The organism is Flagellimonas aquimarina (genome assembly GCF_003149745.1).
GTDB lineage: Bacteria > Bacteroidota > Bacteroidia > Flavobacteriales > Flavobacteriaceae > Flagellimonas > Flagellimonas aquimarina.
Genome location: NZ_QGEG01000007.1, coordinates 1 through 19,778 on the forward strand (window position 1 = coordinate 1; position 19,778 = coordinate 19,778).

Genomic DNA, 19,778 nt, shown 5'->3' on the forward strand with positions numbered 1-19,778 from the left:
AACATTGGACGACGACATGGACGGGGACGGCTACGACAACGCCGATGACTGTGACGATGGCGACCAGACCGTCAATCCAGGTCAGGAAGAGATCCCATACAACGGAATCGACGACGACTGCGACCCCGCAACATTGGACGACGACATGGACGGGGACGGCTACGACAACGCCGATGACTGTGACGATGGCGACCAGGCCGTCAATCCAGGACAGGAGGAGATCCCATACAACGGAATCGATGACGACTGCGATCCCGCAACATTGGACGACGACATGGACGGGGACGGCTACGACAACGCCGATGACTGTGACGATGGCGACCAGGCCGTCAATCCAGGTCAGGAAGAGATCCCATACAACGGCATCGATGACGACTGCGANACTGCGATCCCGCAACATTGGACAAAAATGATGCCGACACGAATATCTCAGAAATCATTGAGAAATCCAGAGACGATGGATTTTCAGTTTATCCGGTCCCTACTAAAGAACTACTGTATATATCGGGTCCGGAAAATACCACATATAATGTTTCGATATTTGATAGCAACGGGAGATTAGTGCTTACGGATAAAGTTCAGGATGTGTTAAATCTTCAGGGGTTACAACAAGGAGTCTATACTCTGATATTTCTGGATTTGAAAAATTCAAAGAAGTTCATAAAGAAAATCATGACAGTAAAATAGAAGTCTAATAGTTTTCAGTAATACTTGATTTGACCAATTCATTCTTAAAAATGATAATTCCAAACTATCACACTATGAGGTCCTTTCTTTCCAATCAATCCAAAACCTCTCCTATCGGCCTTCCAGTAGTCCCATTAGGAAAAGCTATCCCCAACAAAGTTGATACGGTAGGCGCAATATCTGGGATTTCAGTATGGTTGGTGGTACTACCCTTTTTTATTCCGTTTCCATAAAACAACAAAGGCACATGAGTGTCGTAAATCATAGGTGAACCATGTGTGGAACCCATTCTTGGATATGAAACAAAACCGGGTTTCTGCACATAAATCACGTCCCCAGAACGTTTTTGGTTCCATCCGTTTTGTATAATGTTAGGCAGCCCTTTAGTATACTCATTTTGCCACATCTGATAACCTGTATAGGTTTTGGCAATACCTTCATATCCCAATAATTCAAATGCAATTTCCTCTTGTACATTGTCTAAATCCATATCAAGGTTATCAATAACTTTTCTATCCAAAAAAACTTGATAATTACTAATCCCCTTCACAATGTCCGTGGTCCCATATTTATATTTCAAGAATTCATCAAACTTTTCTTTATTCCCATCCATTTCCAAATATCCAGCTGGAATTTTTTGATCCTTTAAATATGCAGGTACATTGATGGCACCATGATCAGCGGTCAAGAATACTGTGTACTGACCTACGCCTACTTTTTGATCTAGGGTATTCAAAATCCGTTCTAAGTCCACATCCAATCGTAAATATGCATCTTGAACTTCTTTGGAATTCACACCATATTTGTGCCCGATATAATCAGTGCTTGAAAAACTGATTGCTAAAAAATCTGTAATGGCATCAGTCCCCAAATTTTCTTTTTCCAAGGCTTCCAAAGCAAAATCGGCAGTAATACTGTTGCCGTAAGGGGTATATTTTAGAATTTCAAAATCCTTTTCTTTATTCAATAAATTTGGTGTGCTATGTGGAAAGGTAGGTGTAGCTTCATCTTCAAACACCCCTTCATAAGCATTATTATCAGTGCCACTTTCCAAGTATAAGCTAACATCCTTCAATGTTGTCCATGCCTTTTTGTACGCCTTAATTTTGTTAGACCCATTAAAATCATCAACCCATTTGGGGAGCTGTTGCATATAGTAGGTACTGCTTATCCATTTACCCGTATCACCACCTTCAAACCAATAGGCAGCATTCGCAGTATGTCCGCCAGGCAGTACCGCTCCCCTATCTTTTAATGCCACAGCAATCACCTTCCCTCTTTTCTGGGTATGAAGTCTTAGTTGATCTGTTATGGTCGTGCTCAGCATACGATGTGGTGACATTTTTCCTGCGTCAGAAGACGTACCTACTGACTCGTATGTATCATCTCCCGCACAGTAAACCTCTTTATCCTGAGTTTTGTCATACCAATTATTGCCTATTATACCATGTGTGGCCGGGGTAGTCCCCGTATAAACAGATGCATGACCAGGCCCTGTACTTGTAGGGGCATAATTAAAATGATGGTTTTTACAATTGAACCCACTATTTACCAAACGCTTAAACCCACCTTCACCATAGTGGTTCCAAAAACGGGTCAGGTAATCATAACGCATTTGATCTACAACAATCCCCACTACCAATTTTGGAGAATGTGCTATTTGTTTTGGTTTTTCAGGGATTCCATTTTTTCCTTTGCGCTGTGCAAAAGATGAACTGGCCGTAAATAAAACCAGCAGTAAGACTAAGAGGTTCGTTTTTCTCATGGATCGAATTATTGCTAAACAGGAGCAAAACTATTCATTTATCTTTTTAAAACTTTAAATGAAGGTTAAATACACATCAATATTCTTATTTTTATGGCTGCAAGTCTATTTTTAGTGCATGAACTATCTTGAAGCGATTGGAAAATACTTCATCATGATATGGGAGGTATTTAAAAAACCAACCAAATGGCCAATCATGAGATCCCTGATTTTAAAAGAAATCGATGAGTTGATTTTTGGCTCTCTTGGCATCATCATTTTTATTGCTTTCTTTATTGGAGGGGTTGTTACTATACAGACAGCCTTAAATCTAAATAGTCCGTTTTTACCAAAAAGCCTTATTGGTTTTGCAACAAGACAGTCTGTTATTTTAGAATTCGCCCCCACTTTTACTTCAATAATCATGGCCGGTAAAGTTGGTTCTTACATCACTTCCAGTATAGGCACCATGAGGGTCACGGAGCAGATAGATGCACTCGAGGTCATGGGAGTGAACTCCTTGAACTATTTGGTTTTTCCTAAGATAATTGCAATGCTAATGTATCCTTTTGCTGTTGCTATTGCCATGTATGTTGGTATTCTTGGTGGATGGGTTGCAGCAGTTTTTGGCGGTTATGCCCCAAGCGGAGAGTTTATTAAGGGATTGCAGCTAGATTTTGATTCGTTTCATGTCACCTATTCATTTATAAAAACCTTAGTATTTGCCTTTGTTATTGCCACAGTACCTTCTTATCATGGCTTTTACATGAAAGGAGGCGCTTTAGAGGTAGGTAAGGCAAGTACCACCGCTTTTGTTTGGACAAGTGTGGTGATCATTATTTTGAATTATACCCTTACACAACTAATGTTAGGCTGATGATAGAAGTTGAAAACATTCATAAATCGTTTGGAGATACCCATGTGCTCAAGGGCATCAGCACTACTTTTGAAGATGGAAAGACAAATTTGGTCATAGGCCAAAGTGGTTCTGGAAAAACGGTCTTCTTAAAATGTTTATTAGGGTTATTTGAACCTGAAGAAGGCCAAATTTGCTATAACGGCCGGTTTTATTCTGAACTTTCTAACAGTGAAAGGCGTAATCTAAGACAAGAAATGGGGATGGTCTTTCAAGGAAGCGCCCTATTTGATTCTATGACTGTTGAAGGAAACGTAATGTTCCCGCTGGGCATGTTCACAAAACAGTCTAAAGCTGAAATGCAAGAACGGGTAGATTTTGTTTTAGAGCGCGTAAACCTTATTGATGCACATAAAAAATTTCCTTCCGAAATATCTGGGGGAATGAAAAAAAGGGTTGCTATTGCCAGAGCTATAGTTATGAACCCAAAATATCTTTTTTGCGACGAACCCAATTCTGGTCTAGATCCAAAAACCGCAATATTGATTGATAATCTTATTCAAGAAATAACTAAGGAATACAACATAACCACTATCATCAATACCCATGACATGAATTCCGTTATGGAAATTGGAGAAAAAATCATTTTTCTAAAAGATGGTCATAAAGAATGGGAAGGCACCAATAAAGAAATCTTTAAAACTGACAATGAAGCTGTAACCAACTTTGTTTACTCTTCAGAACTCTTTAAAAAAGTACGCCAAATGTATATTGAAGAAAGGAATTGATATTTAGCGATAGGTGATAGAATTGTTATTCTACTTCCTTAACAACAAGTGTGGTATCCTGAAGCCTAAGTTTTAACCAAGCAGCCATCTTTTTAGCATCTGTTTCCTTCTGGTCTCCTCTAATACCATCTTTCCATTTCACTTCAAATACGGGAACTGTGTCCAACTTATTAAAATCTGTCTGCATCTGATAAGAGAAACCTAAACCTGCAACATTTTCATAATTTGCTTTGGCCTCTGCACTTATATTTCTGAATGGAATTTGTTTGCCCGCATTCTTGGTTAAATTGGCAACTTCTTCTTCCAGTAATCGAATCTGTTCATCTTTGTTCAGCAATTCGGCCTTATTTTTCTCATAAAGCTCGCTAACGTAGTTGAACTTCTCTTCTGAATCATCTTTTCCTCCTTGTAAAATTCGAAACTCAGCATCCTTTAATCTGGAATATTCATTCTTTTGAACCCTCCATGTATTTATGATGTTTTCAGGTATTAATTCATCGCCCATACAGACTAACTCTATTAACGGTGTTCCGTCATCAACATATTGAATTTTGGTAAGGTTATCCACATAACGGCCAGATGCATTAAACTGATACACCTCAATGGTCTCCTTTAAGAACTCCTGTGCCTGTTTTTTAAACAAAGATTCTTGGAATACTTGGTAAAATGTGAATCCCGCAGGAATCATAACCAAAATACCTGTAATGGAAGCCACTCTTGCAATAAATCGGCGTCTTTGCGAATTTGCGTAGCGCACCATTGGAAACCTTAAAAACTTAATTACCAAAAAAGTGGCCAAACCAATAAAAATGGTGTTAATGGTAAACAAGTACATTGCACCTGCTGCATACCATGGTTTACCAATGGCCAACCCAAAACCTACAGTACATAATGGAGGCATAAGTGCAGTGGCAATGGCAACTCCAAAAATAACACTGGCTATTGTCCCTTTTTTGGCACGGGCAATCACCAAGGCCAAACCACCAAAAAATGCTATTAAAACATCTCGAATATCCGGTTTCGTTCTTGCCAAAAGTTCTGAAGATTCATCCCTAAGTGGAAACAAATAGAAAAACAAAAAAGCCGTGATTACACTCAGCACCACCATCACGGCAAAATTTTTGATAGATCTACGTAATGTATCTATATCGTTGATTGCCAAAGAAAGTCCCATTCCTAAAATAGGCCCCATTAAAGGCGAAATCAACATTGCTCCAATAACAACGGCAGTGGAGTTTGCATTAAGTCCTATCGAAGCTATAAAAATGGAACAGATAAGAATCCAAGAAGTATGTCCTTTAAAAGGAATATCCGCGATTATGGACTCCTTAGTGGCGACAGCATCTGTATTGGTCCTTATTTCCAGAAGATCTGAAAGAAACTTACGTATGCTGCCCAACAGGCCTTTAAAGTCTTTTTTTACCTCGTCTCCGCTATCCTGATTGGGAGCATCGTTCCCACCAAACAAATGTTCACTCATATCTATGTGTATTGCTCGCCAAACTCTTCTTTTACCTGAACAAGCACTTTCTTAATATCCTGCTGCTTAGATTTAGGATAAATAAGTAAAACCTCCTCTTTATCCACAATGATGTAATCTTCCAATCCATCAACAACAACAATTTTTCCTTTAGGGGAACGTATCATGTTTCCTTTGGCATCTTGCAACAGTGCTTTGCTATTGACAATTGCATTTTCCGATTCATCTTTGTCTAATTTGTCATAAAGAGCGCCCCATGTTCCCAGGTCATTCCAGTCAAAAGTAGCAGGCAGGGTAAAAATGGATTTGGATTGCTCCAATATAGCGTAATCTATCGAAATGTTTTCTGCCTTGGCATAGTTTTCCTGGATAAATGGTTTTTCATCAACAGTGTTGTAGCATGCAATACCGTCTTGAAACAACTCAAACTGACTAGGTTGATAATTTTTAAAAGCATTTACAATTGTAGATACACTCCACATAAATATTCCTGCATTCCACAGAAAATTGCCTTGTTCCAAAAACTCCTTGGCAGTTTCATAGTCCGGTTTCTCTCTAAATTGAGATACTTTTTTTAATTTTTTGTCACTACCTTTTTCAAACTCAATATATCCAAAACCTGTATTGGGAAATGTAGGTTGAATACCCAACGTACAAAGCACTTCCTCTTTTTCACATTTATCAAAACAGGCTTTAACATTATCCTCAAAGGCCTGTTCATCTTCAATCCAATGGTCACTTGGCGCTACGATCATCACCGCATTGGGATTCATTTTCTGAATTTTCAATGAAGCATACAAAATACAGGGTGCCGTATTTCGCATTGCAGGCTCTAAAACTACCTGCTCTTTTGTAACCATGGGCAACTGTTCCAAAACCAACTCGTTATAGCGCTCATTGGTAAGGATCAAAATATTTTCGGTTGGGATGAACCGGTTAAGGCGGTCAAATGTTTTTTGAATTAAGGTTTTACCGGTCCCTAACATATCATGAAACTGTTTGGGGTAGGAAGATGTGCTAACAGGCCAGAAACGGGAACCTACGCCCCCTGCCATTAATACTGCATAATAATTCTTGTTCATGCTTGCTCTGTATTTCTTATTTTAAAATGGTGGCTCAATATGTTTATCCTGAATCCGTTCTACCTCTGCATTGGGCTGGAACAAATATAACCTACCCGTAGATAATTCGATACATTCATATCGTTTTACTCTTTTTTTTCCTTTCTTGAACAAACGCCCATTATACAAGCGAAAGGTACTACCTATTGGTAATTCAAATACATAACTGTTTTTCCTTTCTTCTTTGTCAAAAGCTTTTAGTGCTATTGATAAGTGCGCATCCGTGCTACTGCTAGCCTTTGGGTTCTTAAAGTGATTCGCGATGATAGGCAACAATTTAGAAGGAAAAATCTCTGGCCGTATAAAAGGAATCATCATATGCTGAAAAGTGCTTTTCCATTCAATTCCATGAGGTTTAATAAACCGTCCATATTTTTCAAAGGCAACCAAATGGGCAATTTCATGAACAAGCGTAATCAAGAATCGATACTTGTTCAGTGAAGCATTTACGGTAATTTGATGCAGTCCGTTGGGCATTTTCCTATAATCACCATGCCGCGTTACCCTGTGATCAACAATTTTCAAATGCACTCCATGCTGCTGTATTAAAGCAAAACAAGGTGCTACTGCTAAATCTGGAAGGTATTTTTGGAGAACATCATCCATGAATTCAAAAGTAGTTTATTTATGAATCATCTTGGAATCTAAATCGTATTGAAAAATACCTAAAGATCTATTTGCAAAGGAAGAGAAGTATGTCTATTTTGCCCGCATAACCCTGATTATTAAGCCCCAAAAAAGTATGTCCAAAATACTACGAGCACTTTCTTCGCTTTTAAAAAAAAAAGACTCCACAAACATTGAATTTGAAACTTCCAAACAGTACTGGGAAGACCGTTACAAGGTTGGAGGCAATTCCGGAGCAGGATCTTATAACAGACTTGCCAAGTTCAAAGCGGAAATTATTAACTCATTTGTTACTGAAAAAAATATAGAAACTGTAGTAGAGTTTGGTTGTGGAGATGGAAACCAATTGAAGTTTTTTAGACTTAAGTCTTATACAGCCTATGACGTAAGCAATACAATTATTGAAAAATGTAGGGAAACTTTTAAAAATGACACTTCTACTTCATTCTTTCACGTTAGCGAATACCAGGGTCAAACATTTGATCTTTCACTCAGCCTGGATGTGATCTATCATTTAATTGAAGATGAAACCTTTTTTCAATATATGAACAATCTGTTCAATGCTTCTTCCAACTATGTCATTGTATACTCATCAAACACTACAGAAAATGAGGAAACCGCGGTGCATGTAAAACACAGAAAGTTTACAGATTGGGTGGAACAAAATAAACCAGATTTTAAGCTGATCAAGCATGTTCCAAACAAATTCCCTTTTGACAAAAGAAACCCAAAAACAACTTCGTTTGCCGATTTTTATATTTTCAAGAAAGAAGAATCAAAATAGAAATCAGGGGGTTGAAGAGGATACCTGAAGTAACTTCCCGTTATACATTTTATGGCCTGTAAGGGCAAAATCCTTGATATAGGTTGCCATTTCCAAAGCAGATACTGGTGCCTGGTAACCCGGAAAAGCTTCCTCCAACATTTCTGTTTGTACGGCTCCTAAAGCCAACACATTAAAGCTGGGGCCTGTTTCTTTAAATTCTTCGGCCCAGAGTTCTGAAAGTGTTATTACAGCGCCTTTGCTTGAGCTGTATGCAGAAAGACCCGGGAATTTCATGCTGCCCTGCACTCCCCCCATAGAGCTGATGGTAACTACATGTCCTGTTTTTCCCATTTTTGGCAATATGGTCTTGGTCATTTTGGCCACACCAAATACATTTACTTTGTACACCGCTTCAAATTCTTCCTGGGCGGTTTCCAAAAAAGGTTTGTTGAGCAAACGCCCTGCATTATTTATGAGAACGTCCACCGCATCCCACTTTTGAATGAAATCAGTTACTTTTTCAAAGTCAGCGGCATTCCCCAAGTCAAAAGAAAAACTATGCACGTTGGGAAGTTTTAAATCGGTAACTGGTTTTTCGTTTCTGGACAGTGCCAAAACCTGGTGCCCTTCATGGGCAAACAACTTCACCAGTTCAAGACCAATTCCTCTACTTGTTCCTGTTATAATAATATTTGCCATACGAGATACTTCAACTACGTTTGAAGTTATATTATGAATTAGTTTACCTTGATTTCCTGCTCAGAAGCATTGGAAATACCCTCTATAACAGGCAACATTTTATTGACCAAGATTGCCATATGATCAAAATCCATAAGGCTTATTTCATCCCCTACTTTATGATAGTGGTCAAAATTGGTGAAATCAAAAGTGCAATAGGTATGTGATGGGACTCCAAATTCTGTATGGAACGGATAATTGTCCGATCGCTGGAATAAACTATATTCTCTAGCCGTTGGTAAAAAACCTACCAGTTTCTCTTTGGCATATACATTGCTTACTTCTGCCAAATTAGATTTTTTATACCCTGTAATATAAACCAAATAGTCCTTTCCTCTTAATGGTACTCCTGTCATCTCAAAATTCAGCATTGTATATAAGTTCAAATTCTGTGCTTTAAGTTTTTTTGCTAAATGCTCTGAACCCAACAATCCTTTTTCTTCTGCACTGAACAAAGCAAAAATTAAACTGCGCTTATTGGTCTTTTTAGTTCCAAAATAACGAGCCAATTCCATTACTGTAGCTGTTCCAGATGCATTATCGTTAGCTCCATTGGCAATGGCATCCCCTTTATCAATAGTAATAATTCCAATATGATCGTAATGAGCCCCAATTAAAATGTATTCATTCTTCAATATCGGGTCGTTTCCTTCCACCACTCCAACAACGTTATAAGATGTTTTCTTATAGTTAGAAAGAGTATCCCTATATGATTTAAAATAAGGCGCAACACCATTTGATTTGAAATGATTTTTAATATACTTTGCTGCCATTTCAATGCCTTCGCTACCTGAATCTCGGCCTTTTAGGTCATCCGAAGCCAAATAATTCATCAAGGTTCCAATCTGTTTTGCATTTGTAAATTCAGCTTCTGAATCACCTGAAGCTTTTATTTCTGAAACCTCTTCAACCACACTACCTTTAACTCCTTCCGGACCTGAAGGTCCTGCTGACGGACTGACCGTTGTGGTTTCAACTATTTGCGTAGAACCGCAGCTTAATATCAGTGCTATTGAAAAAAAGCTTAAAACTTTTCTCATCTTAATTGATTTATGTTTTTAAAGATAAAAAAAGCATCCTTAAAAGGATGCTTTCAATTTTTATTGTTTTTTACGGCAATCGAAGTGGCAATGATTTTATGCCAACATCGTAACCGGATTCTCTAAATAAGCTCTAAGGGTCTGTAAAAACTGAGCTCCAACAGCACCATCAACAGTTCTATGATCACATGCCAATGTTACTTTCATTGTACTCCCAACTACAATTTCACCATTTTTTACAACAGGTTTCTCAACTATGGCCCCAACGGACAAAATAGCAGAGTTTGGTTTGTTGATAATTGATGTGAATTCCAAGATTCCGAACATTCCTAAGTTGGAAACAGTGAATGTGCTGCCTTCCATCTCATCCGGTTTTATCTTTTTGGATCTTGCTCTTCCGGCCAAATCTTTTACTGAGGCACCAAGTTGGGTCAAACTTAGGTTGTCAGCAAATTTTATTACAGGCACCACAAGGCCTTCATCAACAGCTACGGCTACTCCCATATGAATATGGTGCTTGTAGATTGTGGCATCATCCGTCCATGTTGTATTTACCTGTGGATGTTTTTTTAGTGCCATGGCACAGGCTTTTAGCACCATGTCATTAAAAGATACCTTGGTATCTGGCAAATTGTTGATCTGCGCTCTTGAGGCTTTTGCATTGTCCATATCCACCTCTATAGTAAGGTAGAAATGCGGTGCAGTAAATTTTGATGCGCCCAAGTGCTTTGTTATTGCTTTGCGCATTGAAGAGTTCTTTACTTCTTCCATGCTTTCTTCTCCAACAGGTAAATTAATTGGCGCCATTGGAGCGGCGGCCTTAGTTTCGGAAGGTGCAGCGGCAACAGGCGCAACTGAGGCTGAAGGTTTGTAATTCTCAACATCCCGTTTTACTATTCTTCCATGATCCCCCGAACCGGTAACATCAGACAAATTGATTCCTTTATCACTAGCAATTTTCTTTGCCAATGGAGAAGCCAAAATACGCTGTCCGTTTTGTGAAGAAATAACTTCTGCGGCTTTCTCCGGTGTTTTGGATTGCTCGGTTACTTGGTCTTCCTTTTTTACAGTACTTTCAGCAGCACTTGAACTTGGAGCACTAAGCACAGCGTTCACATCTGTTCCTTCTGGTCCTATTACGGCTAAAACTTCATCTACCGGAGCAGACTCACCTTCTTGAATTCCGATATGCAATAACACACCTGAATAAAAAGATTCAAACTCCATGGTGGCTTTGTCTGTTTCAATCTCAGCCAAAATATCGCCTTCTTCTACAGTATCTCCTACCTTTTTTAACCAAGCCGCTACCGTACCTTCTTCCATTGTATCGCTTAAGCGTGGCATGGTAATAATTTCAACCCCTTCTGGAATTTCAGTACTTGCAGCAACTGGAGCAACTGGAGTTTCAGCAGAGCTTTCTATTTCTGCTGGAGCTTCAGCTAGTGGCTGCGCACTACCGCCTCCATTTAACAATGCAGAAATATCTTCTCCATCTTCACCAATTATGGCCAAAAGCGAATCAACAGGAGCACCATCTCCTTCCTGTATACCAATATGTAGTAGTGTTCCTTCATGAAAGGATTCAAATTCCATTGTGGCTTTGTCCGTTTCAATTTCGGCCAAAATATCACCTTCCTCTATTTTGTCCCCTACGTTCTTGAGCCATTTGGCCACGGTGCCTTCCTCCATGGTATCACTCAATCTAGGCATGTTGATTACTTCTGCCATCTACTTATAATTTATGTTGTAAAAATGGATAATCTTTTTGTTCGTAAACGGTATCGTACATCTGCTGAACTGGTGGGAAATCTGATTCTTCGGCGAACTTTTCACATTCTGCCACCAAATCCTTAACCCGTTTGTCCATCTCTTTAATTTCATCTTCAGTTGCATATCCTTTTTCAAGAATAATTTCCTTGACCTGACTTATTGGGTCAATTTTTTTATACTCTTCCACCTCTTCTTTAGTACGATAATGCTGTGCATCTGACATGGAATGTCCACGATAACGATACGTCTTCATCTCTAAGAAAGTAGGTCCACCACCGGTGCGCGCTCTCTCAACAGCCTTATCCACTTCTTTGGCAACAATAGCAGGATCCATTCCATCAACAGGACCGCAAGGCATCTCATACCCAAGTCCTAACTTCCAAATATCTGTGGAATAGGATGTGCGAGCAACCGAAGTTCCCATAGCGTACCCATTGTTTTCACAGATAAATACTACTGGCAACTGCCATAGCATAGCCAAATTGAAAGCTTCATGCAAAGAACCTTGACGAACTGCGCCATCACCCATATAGCAAAGGGTTACCGCATCTCTTTTAAAGTATTTATCAGCAAAAGCCAATCCGGCTCCTAAAGGAATCTGCCCACCAACTATACCGTGTCCTCCATAAAACCGATGTTCTTTGGAGAAAATATGCATGGAACCACCCATACCTTTGGATGTACCTGTTACTTTACCAAAAAGTTCGGCCATTACACGTTTAGGGTCTACACCCATACCAATTGGCTGTACGTGGTTTCTATAGGCAGTTATCATTCTGTCCTTGGTCAAATCCATTGCATGCAACGAACCTGCCAAAACTGCTTCCTGACCATTATATAAGTGAAGGAAACCCCTAACTTTTTGCTGAATATATACTGCGGCCAATTTGTCCTCAAACTTTCTCCAGAACAACATGTCCTCATACCATTTTAGGTAAACTTCTTTGGTGATTTTTTTCATCAACGGTTATATTATATGAAATTCTCCAGTGTTGGAGAAAAGCAAAAATACATATATATCTGTTTTGTAAAAAGATTTGGTTTAAGAATCACTTAAAAATGAACTACTAAAAGCTAAAGGCAAAATATCAGCTACAGAATCACATTTATAAATAGGCCCCGTTTCTCCTCTAAGCAATATGGAAATGGGCGACTTTTGTTTCTGTTCATACTCTATAATCGATTGTCTACAATTACCGCATGGGCCTGCTGGAGAATCAACTACATAATCTTTGGAGGTTGCACTAATAGCTATGGATGTGATGCCAATACCCGGATATTTTGCTCCTGCCTGGAATATGGCCACACGCTCTGCACAAAGTCCAGATGGGTATGATGAATTTTCTTGATTGTTTCCAATAACAGTCTCTCCATTTTCCAGTAAAACTGCTGCACCTACTTTAAAATTGGAATACGGCGCATATGCATTTTCTCTAGCCAGTTCAGCTTCACTTAACAATTTCTGTTCGTTTTGTGATAGCGCTTCCTTGTTATCGTAAACGGAAAGCTCAAAACCAATGTGCTGTTTTTTCATTTTGATGTTAGGTATTGACCAAAAATAAGAAAACCTGTCGATGGACAGGTTTTCTTATGATTTTATTGTACTTGCTTAGTCATTCACATACTCCTCACCAAAATTAAAGGTAAGTGAGAATCGCAACGTATTTTCTAAAGGATTCCTAACTTGAGAAGTAGAAAACAAGTAAGAAAGGTCTATCTGCGCAGCCTTAAATTTAAAACCTGCTCCTAAAGTAAAGAATTGTCTAGCACCTTTTTCTTCGTTTTCATTAAAATACCCGGCACGTAACATGAACGCTTCTTGGTATTTGTACTCTGCGCCCAATGCCCATGTAACTTCTTTTAGTTCTTCTCCAAAACCATCAGGAGCATCTCCTAAGGATTCAAAAGCTCCACTTAAAAAACCTATTTGCTGATATTCATTGTTGTCCTCTGCAGTAATTAGTCCATCTCCTGTGAAGTCCCTTGGTGTTGGCACCAATAACTTATTGAACTCCGTAGTAAGTCCTAATATATTGTCTTGGTCTAGGATGAAATCAAAACCAGCTCCAAACTTTAAGTTTGTGGGCAAAAAGTTTTCCTGACCGCCAGCATCGTATTGAATCTTTCCACCAAGGTTGGAAATATTGAATCCTGCCCTCCAACGACCATCAAAACTATTATAGGCTATCTCTCTAGAGCGGAAAAAACCTGCAATATCCACCGCAAAAGCGTTAGCGGCCTGCGAGTCTTGCGTACCATCTTGAAATCTAAGATTTGAACTGATGAACCTTCCTCCTACAGCCATAGAAAATGTTTGGCTAAGCTTTAAGGAATATGATCCGTCTATTGCAAATTCATTAGGCTTTACTAAGGTAGCGTCTTCATCAATTGTTTGGCGAAGTTCTATTTCTCCCAAGCCAAAATACCGTATGCTCGCAGCAAAAGCACTACGATCATTGATTTTGTTGTAAAAGTTTGCATTTAATAAGGAAACATCATTAACAATGCTTTCCAAATACGGGGTATAACTTACTCCTATTCCGGTTTTTTGGTTTGCAAATGCAAATTTTGCTGGATTCCATTGTTGCGAGAAAGCATCAACAGAAGTGGCCACACCCATATCTCCCATACCAGATGCTCTTGCATCTGCTGCAATTGTTAAGAATGGGACAGCTGTTGTAATTACTCTTTCTTGTTGTGCACTTGTCCGTGAGGCTATGACAAGTAACACTACCAATATCAGTAACTTTTTCATTTTAAGCGTTTAGCGTTTAGTAAATGTTCAAGGTTCAGAGCGTTCTAAAGTATTAAAATAACTTTAGACGTATTACATGTAAACGAACTTTTCCAAAAATTCTTGTAATTAACACCTTTTTTTTTAATCAATCATAAAGACAAGGTAACCTGCATCACATAATTTGAATCTAAATTTGCAGTGCAAAACCGTTAAAAACCCAATTAAATCATACTATTTTGAAACCTCTAGCGTTTAAATCGTAGAAGAAGTTTGTTTGATGGTTGTCATAATTATTTTACAAGCACAAAATATTATGGTTAAAACATCGTTTTATTGCCAATACAAAGATTTTAATAAATCAAATCAAGTTAAAGTAGCTAGGGGTGAAACCCTAAGTTTTAAAGTACTCAAGCCCAAATTATGAAAAAACACTTTATCAAAGTTGTACTTTCTTGCGCTGTTATAGTGGGAAGTTTTTCTAGTTGTAAAAATTCCTCATCCTCTTCTTCCAAGAACGTTTCTAGAGCCACAGGATGGAAAATAAATGCTAAAGAAGGTGGATTTCAATACAATTCTGATTTTAAAGAACAAGTAACTCCTCCGGGAACCGTGTTCATTGAAGGTGGAACATTTACCAAAGGTAAGGTCCAAGACGATATTATGCACGATTGGAACAATACTCCCACGCAACAACACGTGCAGTCATTCTATATGGATGAGACCGAGGTGACCAATGTTATGTATTTAGAGTACTTGGATTATCTTAAGTCCGTATATCCTCCAGAAAACCCTAACTATAAAAACATTTATACTGGTGCATTGCCAGACACATTGGTATGGAGAAACAGATTAGGCTTTAATGAGACCATGACCAATAATTATTTGCGACACCCTGCATATGCTGAATATCCGGTGGTTGGTGTAAATTGGGTACAGGCCTCTCAATATGCTGAATGGAGAACCGATAGGGTTAATGAAGCAATGTTGGAAAAAGAAGGTTTCTTGGCCCAAGATGCAAAATATAAGGTTTTGAACGGTGAAATTGGAGGAACCTTTAGCACAGAAGCTTATTTGAACAACCCAGAATCAGTTTATGAGGGTCAAATAGATTCGCTTCAAGGAAAGCAGAAAAGGGACTCCATTAATGCATTTGCCAAAAGAAGCAGTGGAATCATAATGCCAGAATATAGACTTCCAACGGAAACTGAGTGGGAATATGCAGCTCAAGCTCTTATTGGATCTAGAGAATACAACAACTACAGAGGTAGAAAGAAATACCCATGGGAAGGTGATTACACCAGAAATGGTCAACGTGTAGGTCGTGGTGATCAACTGGCCAACTTTAAGCAAGCTAAAGGTGATTATGGCGGAATTGCAGGATGGTCAGATGACGGTGCTGATATTACAGCAGAAGTAAAATCATACAAACCAAACGATTTTGGGCTTTATGAAATGGCAGGTAACGTATCTGAATGGGTTGCGGATGTATACCGTCCCATTGTTGATGACGAAATAAGTGACTTTAACTATTACCGTGGAAACATTTTCTTGAAGAAAGCCATTGGTGAAGACGGAAAAGTTGAAATCCTTAAGGACGAAATTGTATATGACACACTACCAAACGGCAAGATTATAGCTTTAAATCTTCCAGGAGAAATTAAAGAAGTTCCTGTAGATGAACAAGAAACCTATCTAAGAACCAATTTTTCTTCAAGTGATAACCGTGGTTATCGCGATGGCGACCCAGGTTCTTCAAGATTTTTCGAAAGGTTTAGCGATGAGAACGATAACAGAAAAATGTATGACTCACCAAAACATAAGGTAGAAAGAGATTCTACTGGTAAAATCCTTCGTCAGTATGATACTTCCAATTATAGAACATCTTTAATCAATGATGAAGTAAGGGTATATAAAGGAGGTTCTTGGAGAGATCGAGCTTTTTGGCTAGACCCAGCTCAACGTAGATATCTACCACAATACATGGCAACTGACGATATTGGGTTCAGATGTGCAATGTCTAGAGTAGGTTCAAAGTCTAAAACAAAGAATAAGACAATAAGACACAAGAAAGCAAAATAACAATACTTAGAGTATTTTATAAAAGCCCTGACCAAAATCAGGGCTTTTTTTTATCTTCGATTTATGAGATTGGAAAAACTTCACGCGCTCTTTCTGGAGCACCCAATTATTTGCACGGATACAAGAAAAATAGTTGAGAATTGCCTGTTCTTTGCCTTAAAAGGCCCAAACTTTAATGGTAATAATTTTGCAAAAGACGCACTTGAAAAAGGGGCTGCCTACGCTATTATTGATGAAAAGCAAGAAGAAGCCGCAGATAATTGTTTGTTAGTTGAAGATGTGTTGGAAACGCTACAGAAACTATCAATATTTCATAGAAACTACAGCTCGGCAAAAATTATCTCTCTTACTGGAAGCAATGGCAAAACAACAACAAAGGAACTTATTAATGAAGTGCTTTCCAAAAAATACAACACCATTGCCACAAAAGGAAATCTCAACAACCACATTGGGGTACCTCTCACCCTTTTGTCCATTAAGAACGATACAGAAATAGCCATTGTTGAAATGGGAGCCAACCATAAAAAGGAAATAGCGTTTTTAAGCAATATTGCCCAACCGGACTTTGGTTACATAACTAATTTTGGAAAAGCCCACTTAGAGGGTTTTGGAGGCGTAGAAGGTGTAATCAAAGGAAAGAGCGAACTTTATGATTATCTCATTTCTAATGAAAAGTATGTTTTTTTAAATGCTGATGACGATATACAGCGTGATAAACTGGGGCATTATGTTAAAAAGTTTGGGTTCAGTAAGGAACGTCCAGATTACTACAATATTACATTTATTGAGGCAAATCCATTTGTTGTTATTGAAGTAGAAGATGAAAGGATAGAAACACAGCTTATTGGCAAATATAACTTCTCCAATTGCTGTGCAGCCATTTTAATGGGGAAGTATTTCAATGTTGCAATGGATGACATTAAAAGTGCAATTGGATCCTATCAACCACAAAACAACCGTTCTCAGATTATAGATAAAAACGGATTCAACATCATTCTTGACGCCTACAATGCAAATCCTTCAAGTATGACCGTAGCCCTGGAAAATCTACAGTTGATGGACGCGCAAGAAAAGACCCTTATTCTTGGGGATATGTTTGAGCTTGGATCAGATGCAGAAAAAGAACACCAAACAATTGCAGATTTGGCTAAAAACCTAGGTTTTACCAATGTATTGCTTATTGGTGAGAACTTCTGCAGGGCAAACACTTCTTTCAAAAAATTTAAAAGCTTTGATGACTTAAAAGAAATGCTGATTAAAAATCCTATTAAAAAATGCACTTTGCTCATCAAAGGATCAAGAGGAATGGCTCTTGAACGAGTTCTGGATTTTTTGTAAGCAAGTCATAAATAAATCATAATTCTAATAATATCAGGCACTTATTTCAATGCCTTCTGAAATGTCCTTTCATTTTGTGCGACATAATAGTTGACAAACCAAAAGGATCATGGAAAAAAATACAATAGTTTTTGATGGAGAATGCAATCTATGCAATGGCGTGGTAGGATGGTTGTTAAAGTTTGCCCCTAAAGATATCTTTGAATTTGTACCTTTTCAATCCCCGCAAGGGCAAAAACTTTTAAAGCAATATGGGTTTTCAACAAATCAATTGGAAACCGTAATTCTTTTTGATGATCATGGAAAGTACACACACTCTGATGGGTTTTTAAAAATTATTTCTAAAATACCCAAATGGCGATTAGTCTCCGCTTTGTTGGCATTTATTCCTAGAATTATAAGAGACACCATTTACAATCTTGCTTCCAAAAACAGAGTAAAATGGTTTGGAAAATCTCAGGCCTGTACGGTAAGCTTCTAAAAAAAGTGGGATATACTGGATTCGAACCAGTGACCTCTGCCCTGTCAAGGCAGCGCTCTAAACCAACTGAGCTAATATCCCCTTTAAGAAAAGATGTGCAATATCGTAAAATTGTCACCAATCTCCATACTCAGCAGAATTCTTTTGCGTTTCATGCAAGGTAATGTGGAGTAACTGATCCTTTTCCAGTTCTGGTTTCAAAATATCATAAATGACCTTCACAAAATATTCCGTGGTAGGCAACAGTTCCTTAAATTCCGGACAATCCTCATTTAGGTTCTTATGGTCAAACCTGTCTTCTATCTCTTCTTTAATCAGGTTTCCCAAAACTGCTAAGTCCATTACAAAACCAGTATCAGGATTTACCTTTCCCCTAATTCTTACCTCCAAATCAAAATTATGCCCATGAAAATTATGGCTATTGCATTTACCAAAAACCTCAACATTTTTTTCATTGCTCCATTTAGGGTTATGCAGCCTATGAGCTGCATTAAAATGTGCTTTTCTACAAATTGTGGCAATCATTCTACAAAGCAAATAAAAAGATATGACCCATCACAATTTTACCTATAATAAAAAAAGGGTCGTTCAAGAACGACCCTTTCCATATTAATTAATACAGTTTAAACTATAGATTATTTAAGCAATAATCAATGAGTTCTGCTTCAGCTGTTATAGTCCCATTAACTCCATCAACATCTACCACGGTATTTCCATTGGCCGAAATAACCTGTCCTGTTACCTCACCATCAAAATCACCTGATATAAAAACGATAGAAATTATCTGAGCACCGCCAGAAACCGTAAAAACCTCAGAGCCAGCACCACCATTGGCTAACGTATAATCAGTTGCCGTGCCATCTATCGTCACTCTAAAAGCAGCATTGTTCCAACCGTCTCCAAAGGTATCCTGAAAATTTATGGTCCAATCACCTGCTGTAGGAACTGTTGGTGGACAAACTACTGGAGAAGTATACGCAAATGGAGAACTAAAAAATGACCCATTAGCTACTGTACCCGCAGCATTGTTAGTAAATATGCGACCGTCTGTAAGGACAGCCTCTAGTCTAAAATTAAAAGTATCTCCTCCATCAATGTCATCAAAATCTATACCCGTAGCGGCAATTGCTTCCGCATACGTCACACTCACGTCTCCTCTTGGGAATCCAAATGGTCCCTCGGTAAAGCTAGAAGCCGATACGGATGGCAGAGCCGCTTCATCCGTACTTAAATCCGGGTCACCATCTTCTATGGTATTATCAACGAACGTAACAAACACCCTTATTTCTGAAAGTAAGGCACCACCCTCAGAGTCTTGAGCCTCTAAAGTCCTTCCCCATACTGAACTTGTGTCCGAAATATTAAAATTATCCCCTAAAGTGGTTACCGTCCTCAATACTAAACCACGTGCAACGGTTGCTTGTACGTCATCCACTATTTTTTCCTCCGAACAGGAAACAGCTGTCATAAACCCTATAGCGAATAATATGTATGTTCTTATTTTTTTCATAATATTATTTTTATCA

General features: G+C 38.5%; 20 protein-coding genes and 1 tRNA gene. 8 read left to right on the plus strand and 13 right to left on the minus strand.

Features of this window, described 5'->3' with window-relative positions; translation table 11 throughout:
• The first annotated feature begins 16 nt into the window (after positions 1 to 16).
• Positions 17 to 562, plus strand: coding sequence for a MopE-related protein (locus tag DKG77_RS16655; protein ID WP_470295046.1), 546 nt, complete (start codon positions 17 to 19; stop codon positions 560 to 562).
• Positions 502 to 687, plus strand: a complete 186-nt coding sequence (locus tag DKG77_RS17295) for a T9SS type A sorting domain-containing protein (protein ID WP_417935481.1) — start codon at positions 502 to 504, stop codon at positions 685 to 687. Before DKG77_RS16655 ends, DKG77_RS17295 begins: the two co-directional genes overlap by 61 nt.
• A gap of 94 nt (positions 688 to 781) precedes the next feature.
• Here the strand turns inward: DKG77_RS17295 and pafA are convergent, their stop codons facing one another.
• Positions 782 to 2,452: an alkaline phosphatase PafA gene (gene pafA / locus DKG77_RS16665; RefSeq protein WP_109665735.1), complete on the minus strand. Its 1,671-nt coding sequence runs from the start codon at positions 2,450 to 2,452 to the stop codon at positions 782 to 784.
• A 118-nt stretch (positions 2,453 to 2,570) separates the two neighbouring features.
• On the opposite strand from pafA, the gene DKG77_RS16670 reads away from it, so the two are divergent.
• Positions 2,571 to 3,308, plus strand: coding sequence for an MlaE family ABC transporter permease (locus tag DKG77_RS16670; protein WP_109665738.1), 738 nt, complete (start codon positions 2,571 to 2,573; stop codon positions 3,306 to 3,308).
• Positions 3,308 to 4,075 carry an ABC transporter ATP-binding protein gene (locus DKG77_RS16675; RefSeq protein ID WP_109665741.1) on the plus strand — a complete coding sequence of 256 codons (768 nt, stop codon included), beginning with the start codon at positions 3,308 to 3,310 and terminating at the stop codon, positions 4,073 to 4,075. The genes DKG77_RS16670 and DKG77_RS16675 overlap by 1 nt, the downstream gene beginning before the upstream one ends.
• A gap of 25 nt (positions 4,076 to 4,100) precedes the next feature.
• Here DKG77_RS16675 and DKG77_RS16680 read toward each other — a convergent pair whose 3' ends face one another.
• The 3 genes from DKG77_RS16680 to DKG77_RS16690 are packed head-to-tail and all read right to left on the minus strand — an operon-like array spanning position 4,101 to position 7,282.
• Complete coding sequence (locus tag DKG77_RS16680; protein WP_109665743.1) at positions 4,101 to 5,555, minus strand: DUF389 domain-containing protein; 1,455 nt, start codon at positions 5,553 to 5,555, stop codon at positions 4,101 to 4,103.
• Between the two features lie 2 nt (positions 5,556 to 5,557).
• Positions 5,558 to 6,637, minus strand: a complete 1,080-nt coding sequence (locus DKG77_RS16685) for a mannose-1-phosphate guanylyltransferase (RefSeq protein WP_109665746.1) — start codon at positions 6,635 to 6,637, stop codon at positions 5,558 to 5,560.
• Positions 6,638 to 6,658: 21 nt separating this feature from the next.
• Entirely contained in the window at positions 6,659 to 7,282 is a 624-nt protein-coding gene (locus DKG77_RS16690; RefSeq protein ID WP_109665748.1) for a SprT-like domain-containing protein, read from the minus strand.
• A 136-nt stretch (positions 7,283 to 7,418) separates the two neighbouring features.
• Between DKG77_RS16690 and DKG77_RS16695 the strand changes: the two genes are divergently transcribed.
• Positions 7,419 to 8,087, plus strand: coding sequence for a class I SAM-dependent methyltransferase (locus DKG77_RS16695; protein WP_109665751.1), 669 nt, complete (start codon positions 7,419 to 7,421; stop codon positions 8,085 to 8,087).
• Positions 8,088 to 8,090: 3 nt separating this feature from the next.
• Here the strand turns inward: DKG77_RS16695 and DKG77_RS16700 are convergent, their stop codons facing one another.
• From DKG77_RS16700 to porV, 6 genes are all read right to left on the minus strand, one after another.
• Complete coding sequence (locus tag DKG77_RS16700) at positions 8,091 to 8,768, minus strand: SDR family NAD(P)-dependent oxidoreductase (RefSeq protein WP_109665753.1); 678 nt, start codon at positions 8,766 to 8,768, stop codon at positions 8,091 to 8,093.
• A 38-nt stretch (positions 8,769 to 8,806) separates the two neighbouring features.
• Positions 8,807 to 9,847 (minus strand): M28 family metallopeptidase, encoded by a 1,041-nt coding sequence (locus tag DKG77_RS16705; protein WP_109665756.1) that lies wholly within the window; start codon positions 9,845 to 9,847, stop codon positions 8,807 to 8,809.
• A 96-nt stretch (positions 9,848 to 9,943) separates the two neighbouring features.
• Positions 9,944 to 11,575, minus strand: a complete 1,632-nt coding sequence (locus DKG77_RS16710; protein ID WP_109665758.1) for a pyruvate dehydrogenase complex dihydrolipoamide acetyltransferase — start codon at positions 11,573 to 11,575, stop codon at positions 9,944 to 9,946.
• Between the two features lie 4 nt (positions 11,576 to 11,579).
• The gene (gene pdhA, locus DKG77_RS16715; protein WP_109665761.1) at positions 11,580 to 12,578 is read right to left on the minus strand and encodes a pyruvate dehydrogenase (acetyl-transferring) E1 component subunit alpha; all 999 of its coding nucleotides are present in this window, start codon (positions 12,576 to 12,578) and stop codon (positions 11,580 to 11,582) included.
• A gap of 81 nt (positions 12,579 to 12,659) precedes the next feature.
• Positions 12,660 to 13,151: a cytidine deaminase gene (gene cdd, locus DKG77_RS16720; protein WP_109665764.1), complete on the minus strand. Its 492-nt coding sequence runs from the start codon at positions 13,149 to 13,151 to the stop codon at positions 12,660 to 12,662.
• 75 nt (positions 13,152 to 13,226) lie between these two features.
• Positions 13,227 to 14,372 (minus strand): type IX secretion system outer membrane channel protein PorV, encoded by a 1,146-nt coding sequence (gene porV / locus DKG77_RS16725; protein ID WP_109665766.1) that lies wholly within the window; start codon positions 14,370 to 14,372, stop codon positions 13,227 to 13,229.
• A gap of 402 nt (positions 14,373 to 14,774) precedes the next feature.
• On the opposite strand from porV, the gene gldJ reads away from it, so the two are divergent.
• From gldJ to DKG77_RS16740, 3 genes are all read left to right on the plus strand, one after another.
• A complete protein-coding gene (gene gldJ, locus DKG77_RS16730) occupies positions 14,775 to 16,433 on the plus strand; it encodes a gliding motility lipoprotein GldJ (protein WP_109665768.1) in 1,659 nt (552 codons plus the stop codon).
• Between the two features lie 63 nt (positions 16,434 to 16,496).
• A complete protein-coding gene (locus tag DKG77_RS16735) occupies positions 16,497 to 17,771 on the plus strand; it encodes a UDP-N-acetylmuramoyl-tripeptide--D-alanyl-D-alanine ligase (protein WP_109665770.1) in 1,275 nt (424 codons plus the stop codon).
• Positions 17,772 to 17,880: 109 nt separating this feature from the next.
• Positions 17,881 to 18,252 (plus strand): thiol-disulfide oxidoreductase DCC family protein, encoded by a 372-nt coding sequence (locus DKG77_RS16740; RefSeq protein WP_109665773.1) that lies wholly within the window; start codon positions 17,881 to 17,883, stop codon positions 18,250 to 18,252.
• 6 nt (positions 18,253 to 18,258) lie between these two features.
• Here DKG77_RS16740 and DKG77_RS16745 read toward each other — a convergent pair.
• From DKG77_RS16745 to DKG77_RS16755, 3 genes are all read right to left on the minus strand, one after another.
• Positions 18,259 to 18,333: transfer RNA gene (locus DKG77_RS16745), tRNA-Val, on the minus strand.
• Positions 18,334 to 18,366: 33 nt separating this feature from the next.
• Positions 18,367 to 18,777 carry a 6-pyruvoyl trahydropterin synthase family protein gene (locus DKG77_RS16750; RefSeq protein WP_109665776.1) on the minus strand — a complete coding sequence of 137 codons (411 nt, stop codon included), beginning with the start codon at positions 18,775 to 18,777 and terminating at the stop codon, positions 18,367 to 18,369.
• A 103-nt stretch (positions 18,778 to 18,880) separates the two neighbouring features.
• On the minus strand, positions 18,881 to 19,762 hold the full coding sequence (locus tag DKG77_RS16755; protein ID WP_133248470.1) for a hypothetical protein: 882 nt from the start codon (positions 19,760 to 19,762) through the stop codon (positions 18,881 to 18,883).
• Positions 19,763 to 19,778: the final 16 nt, after the last annotated feature.

Excerpts from the sequence above, each read along its gene's own strand:
- DKG77_RS16675 (WP_109665741.1), top strand. The coding sequence starts at position 3,308 with ATGATAGAAGTTGAAAACATTCATAAATCGTTTGGAGATACCCATGTG.
- cdd (WP_109665764.1), bottom strand. The coding sequence starts at position 13,151 with ATGAAAAAACAGCACATTGGTTTTGAGCTTTCCGTTTACGATAACAAG.
- DKG77_RS16710 (WP_109665758.1), bottom strand. The coding sequence starts at position 11,575 with ATGGCAGAAGTAATCAACATGCCTAGATTGAGTGATACCATGGAGGAA.
- porV (WP_109665766.1), bottom strand. The coding sequence starts at position 14,372 with ATGAAAAAGTTACTGATATTGGTAGTGTTACTTGTCATAGCCTCACGG.
- DKG77_RS16755 (WP_133248470.1), bottom strand. The coding sequence starts at position 19,762 with ATGAAAAAAATAAGAACATACATATTATTCGCTATAGGGTTTATGACA.
- DKG77_RS16680 (WP_109665743.1), bottom strand. The coding sequence starts at position 5,555 with ATGAGTGAACATTTGTTTGGTGGGAACGATGCTCCCAATCAGGATAGC.
- DKG77_RS16735 (WP_109665770.1), top strand. The coding sequence starts at position 16,497 with ATGAGATTGGAAAAACTTCACGCGCTCTTTCTGGAGCACCCAATTATT.
- DKG77_RS16750 (WP_109665776.1), bottom strand. The coding sequence starts at position 18,777 with ATGATTGCCACAATTTGTAGAAAAGCACATTTTAATGCAGCTCATAGG.
- DKG77_RS16705 (WP_109665756.1), bottom strand. The coding sequence starts at position 9,847 with ATGAGAAAAGTTTTAAGCTTTTTTTCAATAGCACTGATATTAAGCTGC.
- DKG77_RS16685 (WP_109665746.1), bottom strand. The coding sequence starts at position 6,637 with ATGAACAAGAATTATTATGCAGTATTAATGGCAGGGGGCGTAGGTTCC.
- pdhA (WP_109665761.1), bottom strand. The coding sequence starts at position 12,578 with ATGAAAAAAATCACCAAAGAAGTTTACCTAAAATGGTATGAGGACATG.
- DKG77_RS16695 (WP_109665751.1), top strand. The coding sequence starts at position 7,419 with ATGTCCAAAATACTACGAGCACTTTCTTCGCTTTTAAAAAAAAAAGAC.
- DKG77_RS16700 (WP_109665753.1), bottom strand. The coding sequence starts at position 8,768 with ATGGCAAATATTATTATAACAGGAACAAGTAGAGGAATTGGTCTTGAA.
- gldJ (WP_109665768.1), top strand. The coding sequence starts at position 14,775 with ATGAAAAAACACTTTATCAAAGTTGTACTTTCTTGCGCTGTTATAGTG.
- DKG77_RS16670 (WP_109665738.1), top strand. The coding sequence starts at position 2,571 with ATGAACTATCTTGAAGCGATTGGAAAATACTTCATCATGATATGGGAG.
- DKG77_RS16740 (WP_109665773.1), top strand. The coding sequence starts at position 17,881 with ATGGAAAAAAATACAATAGTTTTTGATGGAGAATGCAATCTATGCAAT.
- DKG77_RS16690 (WP_109665748.1), bottom strand. The coding sequence starts at position 7,282 with ATGGATGATGTTCTCCAAAAATACCTTCCAGATTTAGCAGTAGCACCT.
- pafA (WP_109665735.1), bottom strand. The coding sequence starts at position 2,452 with ATGAGAAAAACGAACCTCTTAGTCTTACTGCTGGTTTTATTTACGGCC.